At 66.0% G+C, this 21,055-nt stretch carries 14 protein-coding genes; 5 read left to right on the plus strand and 9 right to left on the minus strand.

All coding sequences use genetic code 11. The annotated features are described in order from the left end of the window. Window positions 1-70 precede the first annotated feature (70 nt). Window positions 71-1,099, plus strand: coding sequence for a bifunctional 3-deoxy-7-phosphoheptulonate synthase/chorismate mutase (locus EJV47_RS03755; RefSeq protein ID WP_126691807.1), 1,029 nt, complete (start codon window positions 71-73; stop codon window positions 1,097-1,099). A 472-nt stretch (window positions 1,100-1,571) separates the two neighbouring features. Here EJV47_RS03755 and EJV47_RS03760 read toward each other — a convergent pair whose 3' ends face one another. From EJV47_RS03760 to EJV47_RS03775, 4 genes are all read right to left on the minus strand, one after another. After that, window positions 1,572-2,159, minus strand: a complete 588-nt coding sequence (locus EJV47_RS03760) for an energy transducer TonB (protein WP_165903607.1) — start codon at window positions 2,157-2,159, stop codon at window positions 1,572-1,574. A gap of 140 nt (window positions 2,160-2,299) precedes the next feature. Continuing rightward, window positions 2,300-2,902, minus strand: coding sequence for a RagB/SusD family nutrient uptake outer membrane protein (locus tag EJV47_RS03765; protein WP_126691809.1), 603 nt, complete (start codon window positions 2,900-2,902; stop codon window positions 2,300-2,302). Window positions 2,903-2,915: 13 nt separating this feature from the next. Continuing rightward, window positions 2,916-4,040, minus strand: a complete 1,125-nt coding sequence (locus EJV47_RS03770; protein WP_126691810.1) for a RagB/SusD family nutrient uptake outer membrane protein — start codon at window positions 4,038-4,040, stop codon at window positions 2,916-2,918. Window positions 4,041-4,063: 23 nt separating this feature from the next. Further along, window positions 4,064-7,102 (minus strand): SusC/RagA family TonB-linked outer membrane protein, encoded by a 3,039-nt coding sequence (locus tag EJV47_RS03775; protein ID WP_165903608.1) that lies wholly within the window; start codon window positions 7,100-7,102, stop codon window positions 4,064-4,066. A 563-nt stretch (window positions 7,103-7,665) separates the two neighbouring features. On the opposite strand from EJV47_RS03775, the gene EJV47_RS03780 reads away from it, so the two are divergent. From EJV47_RS03780 to EJV47_RS03790, 3 genes are all read left to right on the plus strand, one after another. Then, complete coding sequence (locus EJV47_RS03780) at window positions 7,666-9,015, plus strand: helix-turn-helix domain-containing protein (protein ID WP_126691812.1); 1,350 nt, start codon at window positions 7,666-7,668, stop codon at window positions 9,013-9,015. Window positions 9,016-9,074: 59 nt separating this feature from the next. Beyond that, a complete protein-coding gene (locus EJV47_RS03785; protein WP_126691813.1) occupies window positions 9,075-9,974 on the plus strand; it encodes a DoxX family protein in 900 nt (299 codons plus the stop codon). 295 nt (window positions 9,975-10,269) lie between these two features. After that, a complete protein-coding gene (locus tag EJV47_RS03790; protein WP_126691814.1) occupies window positions 10,270-11,061 on the plus strand; it encodes a phenylalanine-4-hydroxylase in 792 nt (263 codons plus the stop codon). Between the two features lie 170 nt (window positions 11,062-11,231). On the opposite strand, the gene EJV47_RS03795 is transcribed toward EJV47_RS03790, so the two are convergent. The 4 genes from EJV47_RS03795 to EJV47_RS03810 all read right to left on the minus strand — a co-directional run bounded on the left by EJV47_RS03795 (window position 11,232) and on the right by EJV47_RS03810 (window position 18,111). Further along, window positions 11,232-14,315, minus strand: a complete 3,084-nt coding sequence (locus tag EJV47_RS03795) for a nidogen-like domain-containing protein (protein WP_126691815.1) — start codon at window positions 14,313-14,315, stop codon at window positions 11,232-11,234. Between the two features lie 443 nt (window positions 14,316-14,758). Next, the gene (locus tag EJV47_RS03800) at window positions 14,759-15,619 is read right to left on the minus strand and encodes a dienelactone hydrolase family protein (protein ID WP_126691816.1); all 861 of its coding nucleotides are present in this window, start codon (window positions 15,617-15,619) and stop codon (window positions 14,759-14,761) included. Between the two features lie 503 nt (window positions 15,620-16,122). Further along, window positions 16,123-17,472: an ABC1 kinase family protein gene (locus EJV47_RS03805; RefSeq protein WP_126691817.1), complete on the minus strand. Its 1,350-nt coding sequence runs from the start codon at window positions 17,470-17,472 to the stop codon at window positions 16,123-16,125. Then, complete coding sequence (locus EJV47_RS03810; RefSeq protein WP_126691818.1) at window positions 17,473-18,111, minus strand: TetR/AcrR family transcriptional regulator; 639 nt, start codon at window positions 18,109-18,111, stop codon at window positions 17,473-17,475. A 173-nt stretch (window positions 18,112-18,284) separates the two neighbouring features. Between EJV47_RS03810 and EJV47_RS03815 the strand changes: the two genes are divergently transcribed. Next, window positions 18,285-19,472: an OmpA family protein gene (locus tag EJV47_RS03815; RefSeq protein WP_126691819.1), complete on the plus strand. Its 1,188-nt coding sequence runs from the start codon at window positions 18,285-18,287 to the stop codon at window positions 19,470-19,472. Between the two features lie 148 nt (window positions 19,473-19,620). Here EJV47_RS03815 and EJV47_RS03820 read toward each other — a convergent pair whose 3' ends face one another. Further along, on the minus strand, window positions 19,621-20,940 hold the full coding sequence (locus tag EJV47_RS03820) for a cryptochrome/photolyase family protein (RefSeq protein WP_126691820.1): 1,320 nt from the start codon (window positions 20,938-20,940) through the stop codon (window positions 19,621-19,623). Between the last annotated feature and the right edge of the window lie 115 nt (window positions 20,941-21,055).

The raw sequence follows: 21,055 nt of genomic DNA on the forward strand, positions 1-21,055 counted from the left end.
AGCCCCGTAGTGGCGCCTGCGTCCGCAGCGCCGAGTACCACTCAGCGCTACACCCACTCATCCTTTCCCAATGGTCCTTACCCTCGAACCCACGCTCAGCGCCGATGCCCAGGAAAGCCTGGTAGCTCAGCTGCGGGAGCTGCGCTTCAAAGTCACCCCGGTGCGCACCCAGCGCGCCGCCTACCTCGTGGCCCTCGGCCCCAAAGACGTAGACATCCGCCGCATCGGCGCCCTGCCCGGGGTGCTCGACGTGCACCAGGTTTCCGACGACTACCAGCTGGTGTCGCGCAAGTGGCGCGTGCGCCCCACCGTCATTGATTTGGGCGACGATTTGCGCCTGGGCGAAGGCACGCTCAGCGTCGTGGCCGGGCCCTGCAGCATCGAGAGCGAGGCGCAGATGGAGGCCGTGATGCAGCACCTGGTGCAGAGCGGCGTGCGGCTCATGCGCGGCGGGGTGTTCAAGCCCCGGTCCTCGCCGTACTCCTTCCGCGGCCTGGGGCTCGACGGCCTGCGCGACTTTTACCGCCTGGCCCGGCAGTACGGCCTGCGCATCGTCACAGAGGTCATGCAGGTGTCGCAGGTGGAAGAAATGCTCGACTACGTGGACGTGTTCCAGGTGGGCGCCCGCAACACCCAGAACTTCAACCTGCTCGACGCGCTGGGCCAGGTGGATAAGCCCGTGCTGCTCAAGCGCGGCGTGTCGGGCACGGTGGAGGAGCTGCTGCACTCGGCCGAGTACATCTTCTCGGGCGGCAACGAGCACATCATCCTCTGCGAGCGGGGCATTCGTACCTTCGAAACGGCCTCGCGCAATACCCTGGACCTGAATGCGGTGCCCATCCTGAAGGAGAAAACCCATTTGCCCGTCTTCGTCGACCCCTCGCACGGCATCGGCATCCGGGAGCACGTGCCGCCGCTGGCCCTGGCCGCCGTCATGGCCGGCGCCGACGGCATCCTCTACGAAACCGCCCCCGTGCCCGAGCGCGCCGCCTCCGACGGGCAGCAGACCCTGGATTTCGCCGAATCGGCGCGGCTGGTGGAGGCCCTGCAGCGCACCTACCTGCTGCGCCGGCAGCTGGCCGAAGACGGCCTGGTGTAGCGGCTAATGACCGCGCGGCTCGTCGCGCTGGCCGCCGCAGCTGATGAGACGTCAGCGGCTGCGGCGGGGCTGAACAGCCTCTGGCCTGTGCGCGACTGGTTGTGCGCCTCTATTGATAGGAGCTGATTCGGCTTCGCATTGGGGCTGCAGCCGCAGCGCGGCGCCATGTTGGTAGGACCCGAATAGCAGAAAGCAAGCAGAGCTGCAGCGCAGCGGCATGGTTTTGCTGGCGTCCGGATGTCAGCACGGCCATGCCGCTGCGCTGCAGCTCTACGTTCGTGTCGTCCGTATTTCTACCAATATGGCGCCGCGCTGCGGCTACAGCCTCAAAACGTCTGTCGACTTTTAGGCGCCCAAGGCAGGCCCTATACCACTACAACGACACGCTTGCCCGGGCAAGAAAACCGCCGAAAACACACCAGGCCCCGGTCGTCACGACGACCGGGGCCTGGCGCGTTTTCGGGTAGCGGGGTCAGAAGCCGGAGGCGGGTCTTTCGGCCAGGCGGAAGGTGAAGGGCAGCTCGTACTGCACTTTCACCGCCCGGCCGCCCTTGCGGCCCGGAATCCACTCGTGGGGAATGTTGCGGGCCACGCGCAGGGCTTCTTCGTCGCAGCCGGAGCCGATGCCCTGCAGCACCTGGTACTCGGAGGCCTGTCCGAGGGTATCCACCACGAAGCGGACGATAACGCGGCCCTGCACGTTGTTGGTGCGGGCCTGCTCGGGGTACTCCAGTTGGCGGATGTAAGTGGCCAGCAGCGCGTCGCCGCCGAGGTACATGGGCGGGCGGTCGAGTGGGCCGTTCAGCCAGTCGCTGCCCACCTGGTGGCGGTAGGGCTGGCTTTCCAATTTGCGGTAGTAAAGAAGCTTCTTCCGGTCGAAGTAGTAGCGCTGAATCAGCACCTTACGGCCGCTGGCGGTGAGGGCGTAAAACGACCAGACCCCGAGGCGGCGGCCTTTTTCTACGCGGCCGCTGTCCAGATCGGTCTGGCGGACGTGGCCCTGGGCGCGCAGCGTAAGGGGCACGCAACAGCACATGCCCAGAAGCAGGAGTAGAGGCATACGCATACAGTGGGAATACACGGCCGGTGGAATGCGGCAAGCACCACGGCGGCCGGAGGGCGTTGGGGGAGAAGGAGAGGTAAGCGGCAACCCTGGTGCCGGCACCGGGCCAGGAGCACCGATGCCGGCCGGCCGGGCGGTTAGTAGCCGGGGTTCTGGCCGAACTCGGCGGCGTTCAGCAGCGCGTTCAGCTCCTCCTGGCGGATGGGGCGCAGGCGGTGGTAGTCCTGCACCTGGCTGATGTCGGGGTTGCGGGCCTTGATGTAGCTGGCGAAGTCGTTGTTGTTCTTCATGCGCTTCACGTCAAACCAGCGGATATACTCCCCGACAAACTCGCGGGCGCGCTCATCCAGGATGAAGTCCAGCGTCACGTCGGAAGCCGTGATGCGCATGGCCTGCGAGTAGTCCACCGGGGTTTTCTTGGCGGCGCGCACCCGCAGCACGTTGATCATGTCGGCGGCGGTGTTGTTGCCCAGCTTGTGCTCGGCCTCGGCCGAAATCAGGTACATCTCAGCCAGGCGCATCACCACCACGTCGTTGGTGCCGGCCTGAATGTTGGCCGCCGAGCGGTTCGTGTCCCAGAATTTCTTCAGGTTGACGTAGTTCAGGCCGGTCTTGATGGTACCGTTGGCGTTGTACACGTCGTCGCGGTCGTACACCACGTAGTTCTTGGTGCGCTTGCCGGGCACCGCGCGCTTGGTGGCCACCATGGCCGTGTCGCTCACCCGAATCTGCCGGCCCACCAGGCTGGCGTCCTTAGTTGTAGGTGGCCACGTCGGCGGCCGTCCAGGTGTAGGCGCGGTTGGCAATCCATACTTCCTGGAACGAGCCGTCGTAGCGGTTGTCGCGCTGCTGGTCGTAGAGGTCGAGCAGGGTGCGGGTGGGCATCAGGCGGCGGTTGCTTTCGAAGCCGTAGGCCACGCTCGACTCCAGGCCCGGGCGGCCGTTGTAGGGCGCTTGGTACACCTGGAACAGGCGGTTGCCGTTGTCGCTGATGTTCAGGCCCACGTTGGTGGAGTTACTCACCACGTAAAGGGCTTCGCCGCCGTCGCGGCCCAGGGTTTTGTTGTTGGCCTGGGTCCAGAGGTCGGCGTAGTTGGGGCGCAGGTCGGTGAGCAGGGTGGCCTTGTTGCTAATCACCTCGTTGGCCGTGTTGCGGGCCAGGGTGAAGAACTGCTGGGCCTCCGAGCCGCCGCTGTAGTAAGCGCGCGAGAGGTAGGCGCGGGCCAGAAAGCCCATGGCGGCCTTCTTGGTGGCGCGGCTGTACTCGGCGCCCCAGCTCACCGGCAGGTTGGCGGCGGCAAACTGCAGGTCCGAGATGATCAGGTTGTAGAACTCGGGCACCGAGCTACGCACGGCCGTTACCAGCGGGGTCTTGGTTTCCTCGGTGCGCAGCATCACGCCGCCCCAGGTTTCCACCACGTGCCAGTAGTAGAAGGCGCGCAGGAAGCGCAGCTCCCCTTCGCGGCGGGCGCGGTCGGTGGCGTTGGTGAAGCCGGCCTGGTTGATGCGGTTGATGCCCGCGTTGCACAGGTTAACGGCCCGCCACATGGCCGTCCAGGTGGCGCGGTTCGGGTTGCCGGTCAGCGGGGTGAAGCCCGCGTACTGGGTGAGCTGGGCGGCGTAGGTGCCCTTCCGCTCGTTGTACCACAGGTCGGTGCCGGCTTCGGCCATAAACACGCCGTCTTCCAACCCGTACCAGTTGCGCTGGTCGGAGTAGGCCGCGTTGACCACCGTCACGAAGCCTTCCGGCGTCGTCCACACGGTGTCGGCGGTGGCGTTGGAGGGGTTGTGCTCGTCCAGGTCGTTGCAGGCGCCCAGGCTCAGGGCAGCAGCGGCCAGGGCCACGCGCCCCAGCAGCTTCGGGGTATTGAATTTCATCGTAAAGTCGGGGGGAGAAGTCGTTAGAAGGAGAGGTTCAGGCCCACCAGCACCTGCCGGCTCAGCGGGGTCGATTCGGCGCCGCCACGCTCGGGGTCGTAGTTATCGAGCAGGTCGCTCTTGGTGAGGATGAGCAGGTTCGTGGCCGTCACGTACAGGCGCGCGTTCTGCAGCATCACCTTGCTGCCGATGGACTTGGGCAGGGTGTAGCCCAGCGTCATCGTGCGGATCTTGAAGAAGGAGCCGTCGACGAAGTTCAGGGCCTGGTAGCCGGTGTAGCCGGCGTACGAGTTCAGGTTGCTGTCCTTGCGGGGGCGCGGGAAGTCGTTGGTCGGGTTTTCCGGGGTCCAATAGTCGAGGCTGGCCGGGCCGTTGCCGTTGCCGCTGGGGTTGTAGCGGCCCAGGAACTGCGCGTTGATCATCTGGCCGTAGCGGGCCAGGGCAAACACGTTCAAATCGAAGCCGCGGTAGCGCACCGTGTTCTGCAGGCCAGCCACGAACTTGGGCACCGTCGAGCCGATGTAGGTCTGGTCCTTGGCGTCGATGATGAAGTCCCCGTTCAGGTCGGCCACCTTGATGTCGCCGGGCTGCATGACGTAGTTGCCCACCTTGTACTTGGCGGCCTCATCGGCTTCCGAGGTCTGCCAGATGCCCTGCTTCTCGTAGGTGTAGAACGAGCCCACGGGGCGGCCCAGCAGCAGCGAGTTGGTTTCCGGGCCGCTGGTGGCAATGATGTCGCGGCCGTCGAGCAGGTCGGTAATTTCCTCCTTGTTGCGGGTCAGGGTCAGCGTGGTCGTCCAGCTGAAGTTCTCGGTGGAGAAGTTCTGCGAGGTCACGGCCAACTCGACGCCCCGGTTGCGGGTGCCGCCGATGTTCTCGTACACCTGCGTCACGCCCGTGGAGAGGGGCAGCGGGCGCAGCAGCAGAATGTCGGAGGTGCGCGTGTCGTACACGTCCAGGTTGGCCGTCAGGCGGTTGTCGAAGAAGCCCAGGTCCAGGCCCAGGTTCAGCGTTGCCGACTTTTCCCAGCCCAGGTTCGGGTTGCCCACGGTGGGCGAGAACGTGTACATCTGGGCGGGCACGTCGCCGAAGCTCATGCGCGGCGAGGCCGACAGCACGCTCTGGGTGCCGTAGGGGGCAATGGCGTAGTTGCCGGCTACCCCGTAGCTGGTGCGCAGCTTCAGTTGGGTGAGCTTGCGGCTGTTGCGCAGGAAGTCCTCGTCGCCGATGTTCCAGGCGGCGGCCACCGAGGGGAAGAAGTCCCACTTGTTGCCGGGGGCCAGGCGGGAGGCCCCGTCGTAGCGGCCGGTCACCGTCAGCAGGTACTTGCCGGCGTAGTTGTAGTTCACGCGGCCGGCGTAGGCCATGTTCTTCGAGCCCACGTACGGCGGCGTGCTCGGCGAGGCGAACGTGCGGGCCGTGGTGCTGGTCGAGTTCAGGTCGTAGAACAGCTGCGAGGACAGCAGCTGGCTCTGGCCGCCGGCGTAGGTGTTGTCCACGTCGCTGCGGATGTAGTTCGTGATACCCGTCAGCGTCAGCGTGCTCTTGCCCAGCTCCTGCACGTAGGTCACGATGTTGTCCCAGTTGATGAAGCGGCTGAAGGTATTTTCCGTCGAGGCGGCCGAGAAGCCGCGGCCGTTCTGGCCCAGCGACAGACGGTCGTTGAAGATGCCCTGGCGGCGGAAGTCCATGTTGGAGCCGAAGTTGGTGCGCAGCGTCAGGCCGCGCAGGGGCTTGGCTTCCAGGTAGCCGTTGGCAATGATGTTGGTGCGAATCGTGTTGTTGCGGGCCGTATTGGGCCCCAGCTCATCGGCCAGCGGGCTGATGCGCGTCTGGTCCGACGCGATGGGGAAGGTGTTGACGCGGCCGTCCGCGTCGTAGGGCACGCCCAGCGGGCTGATGGAGGTGACCACGCTCAGCGGGTCGCGCCGGTCGTTCTGCTGGTAGTAGGTTACCTGGGTCAGCAGGCCGGTCTTGAACACCTTGCTGATGGTCTGGTCCAGGTTCAGGCGGCTGTTTAAGCGGTTGAAGTTGTTGGTCAGCATGCCTTCCTCGCGGAAGTAGCCGGCCGAGGCAAACACCTTGGTGGCCTCCGAGCCCCCGCGCAAGGACACGGCGTGGCTCTGCTGAATGCCGCGGTTTTTCACCAGGTCCATCCAGTTCACCCACTGCCCGTTCTGCACCGCGTCGTACTCGCCGGGGGCCGGAAACAGGCGGGCGTCGTCGGCCGGCGTGCTCCACTGGCCCACCGTGCGGAAGGCCTCGCGGCGCAGGGCCACGTAGCCCTCCCCGATGCGCGACTCCGGGAACTGGTAGTCGTTCACGCCGTAGTAGCCGTTGTAGTCCACGCGCACTTTGCCGGCGGCCCCGCGCTTGGTCGACACGATAATCACGCCGTTGGCGCCCTGGGCCCCGTAGATGGCCGTGGCCGAGGCGTCCTTCAGCACCTCCACGCTCTCGATGTCGTTCGGGTTCAGGTCGCTGATGTTGCCGCCCTGGTAGCCGTCGATAACCACCAGCGGGCTGTTCTTGTCGATGCCGCTGCCGGGGCTGTTGATGGAGCGGTTGCCGCGGATGGTGATGGACGAGCCCGCGCCGGCCGCGCCTGAGTTGCGCACGATGTCGGCGCCGGGCACGCGGCCCTGCAGGGCTTCCACCGCGTTGTGGGTGGGCGTCTGCACGATTTCCTCGGCCTTCACCGAGGCAATGGAGCCGGTCACGTCGCGCTTTTTCACCGCGCCGAAGCCGATAACCACCACGTCGTTCAGGGTGGCCACGTTTTCTTCCAGGCGCACTTCCACCACGTTCTGGCCGGGCTCCACCGTTACTTCTTCGGGGCGGTAGCCCAGGAAGCTCACCACCAGCGTAGCCGGCTCGCCAGCCGGGACGTTCAGGATAAACTTGCCGTCCGCGTTGGTCGTGTTGCCGGTGGTGGTGCCTTTCAGGATAACCGTGGCCCCGGCTATGGTTTCTTTGCTGTCGGCCGAAATGACCAGACCGGAAATGGAGTGCGTCTGGCGCGACTGGGCATAGGAAGCCGTAGTGGCGCTTGAGAGCAGCACAAGTGGGAGTAGATGACGCCTCATTTATGTTGGGGGAGAAAAGGAGAATTTTCCTGTATTGCAGTCAGAATACAGTGCGTCAAATGTCCCTTTTCGCCCTCGGCCTTCATTATGCGTTTTGGCGAATCATCTATTATAGTATCTTATCCTGATAATAGGATATTCTCGATGCTTAATTCGGCGTAGTAATGCTTTTCCAGGCATTTGCAAGCGGTTTTGTAACCTGCGGAGTTTTTTTGCGTTACAGCCCGGCGCAAAGCTCGACCGTAGCGCCAGGCATTGAAGACAAGCAAGAGGGTTGCCTCGTTGCCGAATCTATGCATTAGAATAAAATTGGAATAATGCAATTTAAATAATGGGGCGTCTGTCCGCTGAAAAATGGTAATTTTCGGTGTGCCGCCCGCTAATCTTGCTAGGCTATTTGCAGCATCAATGCGCCGGTTGGCAAGGCCCTGGATTTACCCGGGCCCGTGGGGTAGCCGCTAGCCGAAGCCCTGGCGGCCGGGGGCGTTTTTTTAGCCCCGGCAGTTGCGCTACTGCCCCGCGGCCCCGTCCTTCGCGCCATGCCGTTCACGTTTAGTGTGTATAGTAGCCTGCTGCTGCCCTTCTTCGTGCAGGGCGTAGTGGTCAGCGCCGTACTGCTGCTGCGCCGCCGGCAGCACGGCACGCCCGCCGACGGGTGGCTGGCCCTGCTGCTGCTGCTGAGCACGTCCCGGCTGGCGCAGTGGATGCTGGGTTTCGCCGGTTGGTACGACTCGCACGACGCGTACAGCAGCTTCATGTTCTACTTCCCGTTCAGCAACTGGCTGGCGGTGGGGCCGGCGCTGTACTTCTACTTCCGCAGCCTCACCAACCAGGAGTTTCGCTTCCGGCCCCGCGACGGGTGGCACTTCGCCCCCGCGCTGCTGTACCTGGCGTGGCGGCTGGGCATGTGGGTCTACGACATCGGTTACCTCCACGAAGTGCTGAACCGGCCGCTGCCGGGGCACTTCGGCACCAAGGGCGTGCTGGCCACCTGGCTCGATGGGGTGCCCCTGGGCTACCTGCCCGAAGACTTGGGCTACCTGCTCACCGTAGTCTACGCCCTGCTGACACTGCGCGAATACCGGGCTTACCGCCGCTACCTCAACGACAACTTTTCCGACACGGAGCGGCTGCGTTTCGGCTGGCTGCGCAATGTGCTGCTGGCCATTCCCGCCGGCTTGGTGGTGACGCTGGCCTTCGAGCTGTTCAACTCGGCCGTGAGTGAGCTGGACTACTACCAAAGCTGGTACGACTACTTCTTCACCGGCCTGCTCATCTACTACCTGAGTATTGCCGGCCTGCTGGCCAACCATCGCCTCACCGCGCCGCTGCACTTTCAGCCCGCGGCGCCCGAGCCCGTTTCCGTGCCTGCGCCCCCTCCGACAGCGCCGACAGATACCGACGCGGTGCCGGTTATACCTGCGCCGGAGCCCCAACTGACGGCCGTGGCGCAAACCGCCGTTGTGACGGTGCCGACCGGAGTAGCGGCGGCCGTAGCAGCAGGGGCCGACGACCCCGAGCTGACGCGCTGGACCGCGCGGCTGCGGCGGCACATGCAGGAGCAGCAGCCCTACCTCGCCCCGGAGCTGACCTTGGGTGAGCTGGCCGCCCAATTGCGCACCAATACCTCGTGGTTGTCGCGGGTCATCAATGCCGGCTGCGGGCAGAACTTCAACGACTTCGTGAACGAGTACCGGGTGCACGAGGCCGAGCAAAAGCTGGGTGACCCGAAGTTTGTCCACTACACCCTGCTGGCCGTGGCCCTGGAGTCGGGCTTCAACTCCAAGTCTACTTTCAACCGGGTGTTCAAAAAACTGACGGGCGAAACCCCGAGTGAAGCGGCCCAACGGCTCAAACCACAATCCGGGGCGTCCCGAATCATAAGCTGAAACGCTTCGGCGCGGGCTACAGGGCAGTTTTGGGCTGTTCAACCAACCCATGCTGCGCCATGAAAAAACTGCTGTTTTCCGCCACTCCCTTGCCCAGCCGTGCCATTGACGTGGCCTGGCTGCTGTTCCGCCTGCACGTCGGTTTGTCCATTGCCGATGGGGCCGGCTGGCCCAAGCTCACCAACCTCGTCGCCCTGGCCAGCGCCCGCATGCCTGGCCCGCCCGACTGGTTCGTGCAACAGGTGGCCGGCCTCGGCTTCACTTTTCCCTCGGCCTATTTTTGGGCCGGGGCCGCAGTCTACGGCGAATTTGTCGGCGGGCTGCTGATTGCTCTGGGGCTGTTTACCCGCTGGAGCGGGCTGCAGCTGGCCTTCCAGTTTTTCGTGGTGGCCTTCCTGTGGTACGAAGATCCATCGCCCATCACCGGCATGTACTTCCAGCAGCTGCTGTTCTGGGCCTTTGTGGTCATCACCGCCGTCGGTCCGGGCCGCTATTCGTTGGATTACTGGCTCACGCGCCGCGCGGCCGTGGCCGCCCCCGCGCCGGCTGCCGAGGCTGCCGTAGCTGCTCCGGACCAGCGGCGGCGCCCGGCAGTGATGGGTGCAGCAGTGCTGGCCGGCCTGCTCGTGGCCACCATCAGCTGGGCCGGCGGCATCAGCTCCCACCTGCTCATCGAGCCCGGCAAGCAGTTCGTGCTTGGCGGCGGGCAGCCGGGCCGCTTCAAAGTCGAAGCCCGCAACGTGGGCCCGGTACCGGTGGAATTCAAGGAGCGGCCCCGCGGCGGCGGCCTGTTCGGCAAGGCCACGCTCGCGCCGGGGCAGCGCGCCACGCTGAGCTTCCTGCCCGGCTCGGCCGCGCTGCTGCTGAATCCCTCGGGCCAGACCGCCACCCTGAACCTGCGCATCAGCGGCGACACCGGCAGCCTGCGCATGGATTACGAAGCCAACGGGCAGAAATAGCCGGCGGGCCAAGGGCGGCTCAACCGAAGATGTATCGGATATTCATAATTAATTTTTTTGGCTCGAACCCAGGAATACTTGCACCGCAGGATATTCCTGCTACTTTTGTAATCGTCATGCTGAACCTCCAGGTCATTAATTGCGCCTTTATGCTGTGCGTCCGCCCCATGAAACGGGCCGGAGCCGAGCCGTTGCGCACCGTCTGGAAATGAAGCCCCCGCAGCTGAACTTCTTGAACTGAACCAACCAAGCCCGGCTCCCCAACTCGGAGGCCGGGCTTTTTTTCTGCCTAGCTATGAACGCCCCGCAGCTCACCGCCGAAGACCACCTCGTGTGGAAAGTGCTCTTCGACCGTCAGACGGCCCTGCTCCACCGCCGGGCGGCGGCCCCCTTTGCCGCTGGCCTGGCCCGGCTCGGACTCAGCCGCGACGCCGCCCCCGACCTGGAAGTGCTGGGGCAGCGCCTGCGCCGCCTCAGCGGCTGGGACGTGGTGCCCGCCCCCGGCCGCGTCGACGACCGGACCTTCCTGGCCCTGCTGGCCGAGCGGCGCTTCCCCGTCACGCGCTGGATTCGCTCCATGCGCTACTTCGACTACATCAACGGCCCCGACCTCTTCCACGACGCCTTTGCCCACCTGCCCATGCTTACCGACCCGGAGTGGGCCGCGTGGCTGGAGCACTTCGGGCAGATAGCCCGCCACCACCTCGACGACGAGCACGCCGTGGAGCAGCTGGTGCGCCTGTTCTGCTTCACCGCCGAGTTTGGGGTGCTGCAGGAGGCCGACGGCCTGCGCGTGTACGGAGCGGCCCTGCTGTCGTCGGCCGCCGAGCTGCACCGCTGCCTCGCCGACGACGCCCCGCGCCGCCCGCTGGACGTGGCCGCCGCCATGGCCGCGCCGCTGGTGCGCGACGGGTTTCAGGACCACTATTTCGTGCTGCCCGACTGGACGCAGCTTTCCGACGTGACGGCCGAGCTGGTGGTGCGCCTCACCGCCCACACGCCCGCCACCCCGCCCGACCCGGAGCCCCTGCCCGAGCCGCTGCTAGTACCCGTGCCCCGACCACGGCGCCAGCAGCCCCGCGGCTAAGTTGGCCCAGCCCCCGCGGCCCGCAGCCACCTGACCTAAACCAATGAGTTGCCGCCGGCTGCAAGCTGAGTGCCAGCCGCTAAAGTCGCCGCGACTTCCCTCTGAAGACGAAAAAGCCTGCACCACGCCACGGTGCAGGCTTTTTTGCTGGGATTCGCCCCTGGGAGGCGCTATTCGAGGATGAGGCGTTTGGTGACCTGGCCGGCGAGTAAGGTCACGCGCAGCGAGTACACTCCGCCGGCCAGCGGACCGAGCCGCAGAACCTGGGCGAGCGTGCCGCGCGGGGGCGGGAGCGTCTGATGCAGTACCTGCTGGCCGAGGGCGTTGTAGAGCACTACGGTTACCGGCTGCGGGCTGGCGGGTAGCTGCAGCCAGAGCTGCTCGTGGGCCGGGTTGGGAAAGATGAGCACCTGCTCGCTCAACTGGCCGGGGGCCGTGGTCGTTGGGCGGGTGGGGTTGAAGACCAGGGAAAAGCGCGGGCCGGTCAGGCTGGCGTCGGCGGTGAAGGTGTAGCTGCTGTGCGGGGCCAGTTGCGTAATGGTGCCGGTCTGGCCGTCGAGCAGCTGCACCGTGGTGCCGGCGGACAGGTTCAACAGCTCCTCAGTGCGCAGGGTGTAGGAGCCGGCCTGGCTTACGCGCACCGTCAGCGGCACCGTCACGGGGGCCGAGGCCAGCGGGGGCAGGCCGTTGATGGCCAGTGCGGCGGGCAGGTTGGTTAGGCCCAGCAGCACGCCGTGGCCGGCCGTGAGCTTGGGCGCATCGAAGCCAGGGTCGAAGCCGGCCGTGGCACCGGCCTCAAAGTACACGGCTACCTGGTCGCTGACGCCCCGACCGCTCAGGCTCAGCAGTAGCAGCGGCCGGGTTTCGGTGCTGGCCGGGCGCTGCACCGCCCCGTCGACGTAGGTAGTGGCGCGCACGGCGTTGCTCAGGTTCAGGCTGGCCGGGGTACCCGGGGCCGAAGTCCGCACGAAAAAGGCCTGGCCCAAGGGAATCAGGTCGGAGCCGCCGTTGGTGCCCACGCCGTTGACGAAGCTGGCGTAAGCGCCGGTATACGGTCCGCTCGATTTGTACACGTGCACTGCGTTGTCGAGGCCGCTGGAACTCAGAAATGCCTGACTCCAGCTAATGGGGGCGGGGTAGGGGTTGCCGACTAGGTGCCAGCCCGCCGCCCCCACGCTGCCGCGGTCCAGCCCGGTCAGCGTCACGGCCCCGTTGCCCAGCGGGCCCACGAAGTCGAGCGTCTGCCCGGCGGCCAGGTTCACGGTGTAGCCCCGGCCGGGCACCATGGCCTCCGCCAGGCTGGCCGGCGACACCCAGCCCTTGTCGAAATCGGCTCCGCTGCCTGCGCTGGTGGCGGCCACCAGGCTCTGATTGTAGGCGAAGACGTTGGGAAAGGGCGTCACGGCGCCGGGGTTGGGGGCCGAGTTGTAGGCCGGATTTACCACCGGCACGAAGCTGCCAGTGGCCAGATCGGCCAGGGTGGTGTTGCTGACCGGGGCGGCGAGGTGGCGGTAGCCGGGGCCGGGGTTCAGGCTCGGGTCGAGGTAGCGCTGCACGGTGGCGTCGCCCGTCACCACGGCCGCCCCGTTATTGACCACCATAGCCGTGCCGCTGGCGGTGCTGAGCAGCCGCAGGTTGCCGTTGCTGCTCAGGTTGCCGTTAAGCGCCAGCAGCCGCTCCACGCTCACGGCGGTGCTCAGCTGCAGGCCGGCGGCGCCCACCGTCAGGTTGCCGATGCGCAGGCCCTGGCTGCCCCCGAAGCTCTGGGTGGTGCTGCCGGCCGTGAGCAGCGTGCCCGCCCCGCTCAGGCTGCCGTTGTTGGTCAGGTTGCCGTTCAGGCGCAGGCTGCCCCCGCTGGCTAGGCTCAGCGAAGCGCCCGATTCCACCGTCAGGGCGTTGGCGGCGGCGCTGCTGCTGAGCACGGGCATGCGCACGGCGGCGGCCGGAATCAGCACGTCGTCGGTGGGGCCGGGCACGGCGTTGTTGCTCCAGTTGCCGGCCGTGGCCCAGGCCGTACTCACGCTGCCCGTCCAGGTGCCGCCCGGCACCGCCGGGTTCACAACGACCTGCAGATCAAAGATGTTCTGGGCGGGGGCGGGCAGGCCGTTGTCGGTGGCCGTGAAGCGGATGGTGCGGGTGCCCACGTTGCAGGCGCTGCCCGTGATGGTGAAGGTGGTGGTGGGGTTGGGGCTGCCGTTGCCGGCCGTCGGGGCGGTGGCGTTGCAGAGCGTGCCCAGGTTGGCGGCGACGGTAACCGTTTCGTTGGGTTCGGGGCCCGAAAACTGCAGCGTTACCGCCCGCGTCTCGCCCTGCTCCACGGTGATGGTGTTGCCGGCGGGCAGGCCGGCCACGGCGGGCGGCACGTTGTTGCCGTTGGCGTTGCCGCGCACCTGGTAGCCCAGGCACAGCCCGTCCAGCCAGTCGATGCCGCCCGGGTCGCCGGCGAAGGCGCCGTTGGGCGCCAGGCTGCTGTTGAGGTTGAAACGGCCCGTCTGGATGTAGTCCACGTTGTTGCCCCGGTTGGCGCCCACGGTGGCCGGCGTACCGTCGAAGCCGTTGGTGCCCCCGGAAAAGTCGCCGGTGGTCCACTGCATGTCGTCGTAGGAAATCTGCACGTCGTCGCCCACGAAACCGGGGGCGGTGTTGGCCCGGATGACCAGCTGAAAGGTATTTTTCTTGTCGGCGTGGGAGTCGAAGTAGCCCACGCGGTTCCACACCACCACCAGCCGGTCGGGGTACACGCGGTACCACACCGTGCCGCTGCCCATGGCCCGCGTATCCACGTCGGCCCAGAAGGCGGCAATCATCGGAGTGCTGATGGGAAAGCCCTGGGCGTTAAAGGAGTTGAGCGGGTCATCGAAGGTGATGTTGCCGTTGTTGTTGACGTACACCTCGCGGTAGTTGGTGCCGAACAGGGAGAAGTCCCAGCCCAGGCTGATGGGCCCGAAGGAGCTGTCGTCGTTGCGGGCGAGCTGCTGCCAGCCGGTTGCAGTGGTATCGAAGGGCTCGAAGCAGGCCGGCCGGGCCGTGGGCGTCAGCACGCGGCCGGGAACGGGGCTCAGCGGCTGCGGGCGGCGCAGCGCCTGCAGCTGCCGGGCCCGCTGCTGTTTCTGGGCCTGGTACTGCGGATTGTGCGCGGCCGGGTCCCAGAGGCGCGGGCCACCGGGCCGCTGCGCCCGGGCTCCTCCCACCGCCAGCCCCGTCAGGAGCAACAAACCAAGCAACCGAACCAATAAGCGGGTAGAGGTAGGCATAGAGCAAGGAAAAGGGAGGTGAAACAAGGCCGAATGCACCGGGCATTGCAGGTCAGCCCGCCTGGCCGCCCGGTCGGCGGCCCAGGTCACGCTGGCAAGACCAGGGGAGCAAATAACTGGTTTAGCAGATATATATATGAATTAAGAGTGAAGAATCTATTGTAAATCCAAGAGCATTGCTACAAGTCAAACCCGCCGCGCCCCGGGTGGCTGTTGCCGTGCTATGGTTGTCTTCGCGCCCGAGTCAGCTACGCTTGGCCAAGCAGAACCTGCGTGCGGTCGGCAGCAACCGCGCGGCTGTCGACGGGGCCGCGGGGCAGTCATTTCGCTACCCGGCCACTTTCCCCAAGCCGCTGCCCGGCTCTTCGGACAAGGGCGCTAAAAGCCGTCGGCCCCGAAAAACCTGGTTTTTCGGGGCCGACGGGCAAGCAGGGAAGGCAGGTTCAGGCTTTGAGCTTGAACTTTTTCAGCAGGTAGTTCAGGGCAATGGTGTTGGCCTGGGTGGCAGCTTTGGCGTCGTACTTGGGGTTGGAGGGGTTGGCAAAGGCGTGCACGGCGTTGAAATTGTGCACGGTCAGCGTCTTGCCGGCCTTTTTCATGTCGGCCTGAAACTGCTTGACCACGGCCGGGCTGATGCCCTCGTCCTGGGTGGCAAACAAACCCAGCACGTCGGTATTGAGGGTTCTGAGCTTGGCCACGTCCTTCTCGGGCATGCCGTAGTACATCACGCAGCCCACGGCCTGCTTGCCGGCCAGCATGGCGGCCTGCAACGACCAACCCCCGCCGAAGCACCAGCCCAGGGTGGCAATCTGGGCCTTGGCCCCGGCCCGGGCAATGGCCCCGCGGATGATGTTCTTAGCGCGGTTGTTATCCACGGCCTGCACCAGGCGGCTGGCTTCCTGCGCGTCGGTGGCCAGCTTGCCGTCGTAGAGGTCGAGGGCCAGCACCGTCACGCCGGGCAGCTGGGCGGCCAGCCGGTCGGCTTCGCGCTTGATGTAGTCGTTCATGCCCCACCACTCGTGAATCACGAAGAGATACTTGCCGCCCGGGGTGCCGGGGCCGGCCTGGTAGGCGCCGGCGGTGCTGCTGTCGGGGGTGGGGTAAGAGATGAGCTTACCGGCTTCCTGGTAGCTCAGCGGCAGCGGGGAGTCGTGCCCGCTCATAAAGCTGGGGTCGGCGGCCAGGGAGGCAAAGGCCACCAGGGCGTCGGGGGCGGGCTTGGCGCAGCAGGAAGGCGCCGCTTTCTGGGCGAAGGTGCTGGTCGTCAGCAGCAGGGCCGCCAGGAAGAGGAAAAGGTGTCGCATGGAATAAGGAGCTGAGGTGTGGGCTTTGTGCCTGAATCGAAATCCGGCCCCGCTAGGTTGCGCCAGGGCCCAAGGCCGCCAGGAAGCGGCTGCGGGAAGGTCCGTTTGGGCTTCCCGGACGTTCGGGAAGACTTTCCGAGGGTTAGGAAAGGCTTCCGGAGGGTTCGGGAAGACCTGCCGAGGGTTAGCAAAGACTTCCCGAAGGTTCGTTTGGGCTTCCCGAGGGTTTCCGAAGACTTCCCAAACCCTCGGGAAGTCTTCCGGAGGGTTAGCAAAGACTGCCCGAACCCTCGGGAAGCCTTCCGGAAGGTTGGCTAAGACCTGCCGAAGGTTCGGAAAGTCTTCCTGAAGGTTCGCGAAGAGTCCCGACGATTGGCAAACCTGAGCCGCAAATTCCAGCCCGCTGCAGAGACGCAATCTTGCGTCTCGTCGTCCGCGCGACTAAGGCGTTAATCGTTCGGCGACGAGATGCAAGGTTGCGTCGCTACATCCGGCTGGTTGGGTTATGCTTCCGCCGCCCCGGTGCGCACCGAGGCCCGCAACTCGGTGAGCAGCGCGTAGAGGCCCACGTAGGTGCGGTTCAGGTAGATGAAGTGCTCCGAACCGCGGGGTTCCCGCTGCTGGCGCAGCTCGGGCTGCTGCATCAGGTTGTCGCCCAGCGCGTAAAGCGACTCCATATAAGCCGGGGCGCCGAAGTCGAAGACGGGCTGGCGGAAGGGGCGGCCTACCAGGCTCAAAGAGTCGTGCAGGGTGCGCAGGTAGAGCTGGCGCAGCGGGGGCGCATCAGTGGGGCGCAGCACGCCGGCTTGTTCCAGCAGCGCCAGCAGGCGGGCTTCGTCGGCCAGGGTATCGGGGGCCAGCAGGGCGGTGAAGAGCTGGTGCACGTCGGCGGGCACTTCCTTCACGCAGCCGAAATCGAGCACGCCCACCGTGCCGCCGTGTTCGGCGCGCAGCAGGAAGTTGCCGGGGTGCGGGTCGGCGTGCACCTGGCGCAGCGCGTGCAGCTGGTGCATGTAGAAGTCCCAGAGCGTCTGCCCGAGCTGGTTGCGCACGGCCTGGGGCGGGTCGGTGGCCAGAAACTCCTTCAGGTGCTGGCCGGGCAGCCAGTCCATGGTGAGGATGCGCGCCGCCGACAGCTCGGGGTAGTAGCGCGGAAACTCCAGGTGCGGCAGGTGGGCCGATTCGCGGGCAATCTGCTCCCCGCGCCGCAGTTCCAGGGCGTAGTCGGTTTCTTCGAGCAGGCGCGTTTCCACCTCCTGCATGTAGGGGCGCACGGCGGCTTCGTCGAGGCCCAGCACGCGCAGGGCAATGGGCTTCACCAGCCGGATATCGGAGCGGATGCTGTCGGCCACGCCGGGGTACTGCACCTTTACGGCCAGCGCCCGGCCGTCTTTGCGGGCGAAGTGCACCTGCCCGATGCTGGCCGCCTGCCGGGCCTGGGGGTCAAACTCGTCGAACAGCTCGTAGGGTGACTTACCGAAGGCGTCGCGGAAGGCCTTGCTCACCAGCGGGCCCGACAGCGGGGGCGTCTGGTACTGGGCTTGGGCAAACTGCTCGGCGTAGGCGGCGGGCAGGATGTTCTTTTCCATGGCCAGCATCTGGGCCACTTTCAGCACCGAGCCTTTCATCTCGCTCAGCGCCCCGTACAGCTCGGCCGCGTTGGCCGCGTGCAGGTCCTCGGGCGTCACGTCGGCCCCGGCGGCGCGCTTGGCGTAGTGCTTCACGTAGTTGGCACCCACCTTCAGCCCGGTCTTGGCGAAGCGGGCCGCCCGCGCCACCTTGCTGGTGGGCAAGGAAGCCAGCGGGGCCGGCTCCGGCTGGCTCGGGCCCGGGTTATCGGTTTGCTCGCTCATTTAGCGCCGGCTCGATTGGAACAGGAAACGGGCCAGATCCAGGGCCGAGTCGAAGGTATTGCGGCCCACCAGGTCGAAGCTCAGGGTCACGGCCTTTTCCACGGCCGCGTCGGTGCGCTCGAAGTTCAGGGACTCGTCGCGGGCGAAGAAGCCGAGCACGAACAGGGCCTGCTGCCAAAAGGCGCGCGGGTACTGCTCCTGCAGCAGGGGCCGCGGGGCCACTTCCTCGCTCAGGCGCCCCTCGCGCAGCAAGTCGGCCACGAAGGTTTCGAAGTCCTGGCGGAAGTCGTCGAGCACCCGGGGCGTGAGGGCGGGCATGCCGCGCAGGGAGCGGCGCAACGACTGCAGGGCATAGCTGCGGTTCTGCTTGAGGATTTCGAGCAGGGTGAAGTAAAAGCCCAGCAGCTTTTCGCGGGCGCCGTACTCCTGCCACACCGGCTCCTGGCTGGCCTGGGTGCGGGCCTGCCGCCCGAAGTCGGCCCAGATTTCCCGGTCGATGGCGGCGAAGTTGGGGTAGTAGCGGTAGAACTCGGCCTCGGGCAGATTCAGCTGCTGGGCCAGCAGGTACACCGAAGCCGGCGGCTCGTTGTGGCGCAGCACGTAGTCGAGATACGCCTGTTTGATGCGGTCTTTTTCCATGACCCTACTACAACCGGTTTGCAAACCAATTGGTTACCGGGGTAGGAGGCAGGCAAAATGCTCGTCAAATTCTACCGCAAAAAAATATTGCAAGAAACCCTCTGGTTACTTTGTATGTAATTGATAATTTATGGTAGTTTTGCTTGACTATCCCGCTTCCACCACCTACTTGCATGAAACGCCTTTACCTTTTATTCTTAGCCGTGCTGTGCTGGCTACGTCCAATCAGTACGCCGGCCCAGACGGCCAACGTGAGCATGAGCGGCACCGTACAGGCCACCGATAACCAGGGCGCCAACAAGGCCACCGTGACGGTGGTGCACATTCCGTCGGGCATCCGGCGGGCCGTAGCCACCGATGCCGCCGGCAAGTTCACCGTGCCGAACCTGTTTACCGGCGGGCCCTACATGGTGCAGGTCAGCCAGGCCGGTTACCGCGCCCAGGTCGCCAACGACATTTTCCTGCTGGCCGATAAGCCCTCCAACCTTTCCTTCACGCTGAGCCGCATTCCGGCCGAAGCTGCCGCTGTGCCGGCCGCCGCTGCGAAAAAGAAAGACGCCCGCCGCACCCCGGCCGCCGCTGCCTCCACCCCGCCGCCGGCCCCGACGCCCGCCCCGGTTGCCTCCACGGCGGCTGCCGCGTCCGCCCCGCTGCCAACGCCCGCCCCCGGCGCCGCTACGGCTGCCCCAGCCTCGGCCGCCCCGGCTACTGCTACGGCTAGCAGCGCTGCCTCCCCGCGCCGCGCCGCCGCCGACGAGCCGCCCATCGTCGACAACCGCCGCTTTACCCCCCGCCGGCCCTACACGCCGGCCGCGGCTACCAAAGGCGCCGCGCCCGTGGTGCCCGGCCACTACGACGCCAAAACCGGCAACTACGTCTACGAAACCGGCGCCCCGACCACCCTCAAGCTGCCCGACGGCCGGCAGATTCAGGGCGTGGGCATCAACTCCACCGAGAGCCTGCTGCACCGCTTCATCACCGATGCCCAGCAGCACGTCGACACGGTGGACCTGACCAAGGGCTGGCTGAACTTCGACCGGGTGTTCTTCGAGCCGGGCAAGGCCACGCTCACCCAGGAATCCAAAAACCAGCTGCGCAACGTGGCCACCATGCTGCAGGCCTTCCCCAAAGTGCGCGTCAAAATCGGGGGCTATACCGACAGCACCGGCACCTACAAAGTCAACAAGCAGCTTAGCGAAGCCCGCGCCCGCACCGCCTGGGCCACGCTGGTAGAGTTGGGCGTGCCCGCCAGCCGCATGGATGCCCGCGGCTACGGCCCGCGCTACGGCATTGCGCCCAACCTTACGCAGGAGGGCCGCGCCCAAAACCGCCGCCTCAGCATCAAGGTGCTGCAGAAGTAGCAACACGATTGTAAAATGTCATCCTGAGCGTAGCGAAGGACCTTACCACGCGTGAACGAGTCGTTGTTCAACGATTGTCATTCACGCGTGGTAAGGTCCTTCGCGTTGCGTACGCCAGATAAAGGACGAAAAATGCTCACACAGGGCCTCAGCCCTGCCCCGCCTGGTAGGCCGCCCGGTAGGTGCTGATGGCCCGCTCCCGGGCCCATTTGTGGTCCACCATTGGGGCCGGGTACTGGTCGGTGCCCAGCTCGGGCAGCCAGCGGCGCACGTATTCGCGGGTAGGGTCGAACTTATCGAGCTGCGAAGCGGGGCTGAATACCCGAAACCAGGGCGCGGCCACCACGCCGGTGCCGGCCACCCACTGCCAGTTGCCCACGTTCAGGGCCAGGTCGTAGTCGAGCAGCTTATCGGCGAAGTACCGCTCACCCCAGCGCCAGTCGATGAGCAGGTGCTTGACCAGGAAGCTGGCCGCCGCAATGCGGGCCCGGTTGGGGAGGTAGCCCGTCTGGTTCAGCTCCCGCATCCCCGCGTCGATGAGCGGGTAGCCGGTCTGGCCCGCGCACCAGCGCTGGAAGTCCGCTTCGTCGTGGCGGAAAGGCACCCCGCGCAGCCGCGGCTCGAAGCTTTGCTCGGGCAGCTGGGGGTAGTGCCAGAGCAGCATCATAAAGTAGTCGCGCCAGATCAGCTCGTGCAGCAGCTTGGGGTTCAGCGCCTGGGCCTGCCGCATCAGCTCCCGCACGCTCAGCGTGCCGAAGCGCAGGTGCACCGAGCGGCGCGTGCTGCTGTCGATGAGGCCCAGCTGGTCGCGGGTATCGTGGTAGCCGCGCACCAGCTGCTCGGCCGGCAGCTCGGCGGCGGGCACGAATTGCGCGTAGGGCTCGAAGCCCATCTGCGCCAGCGTGGGCCGGGCCGGGGCCGCGGGCAGGCGGTGCAGCCGGCCCGGCAGCAGCTCGGCCGAGGGGTAAGCCTGCAGCTGCTCGGGACGCAGGGCGGCCAGCCAGGCGTCACGGTAGGGGCCGAAGGCGCGGTGCGGGGTGCCGGTTTTGGTCAGCACTTCCTGCCGGGCAAACACCACTTGGTCTTTCAGCGCCCGAAAGCCGATGCCGCGCTGCTGACACAGCTGCTCCACCTCGGCGTCGCGGCGGCGGGCGTAGGGCTCGTAGTCCTCGTTGGTGTACACGGCGGCCACGTCGAATTGCTCCTGCAACTGCCGGAAAACCTCCGCCGGGCGGCCGTAACAAGCCAGGAAAGTACCGCCGGCTGCTTCTGTCAGCCCGGCCAGCCGTTCCACCTGCTCGTGAATGAAGGTGAGGCGCGCATCCCGCGGCCGGGGCACGTGGTCGAGAATGTCGGTGTCGTAGATGAACAGCGGCACGACGGGCAGCCCGCTCTGCAGGGCCGCCGCCAGGCCGGCGTTGTCGTGCAGGCGCAGGTCGCGCCGGTGCCAGAACAGGGCAACAGACATAGGGTAAGAGGGTAAGAGGGTGTGAGGGTAGGAGTTAGTGAGTTTAAGAGGGTAGGAGGGTGTGAGGGTAGGAGTTATTCGAACGTCACCTCTAAGCGGCTGCTCTCCCAAACCC

This window comes from Hymenobacter gummosus, assembly GCF_003970915.1.
Classification (GTDB): domain Bacteria; phylum Bacteroidota; class Bacteroidia; order Cytophagales; family Hymenobacteraceae; genus Solirubrum; species Solirubrum gummosum.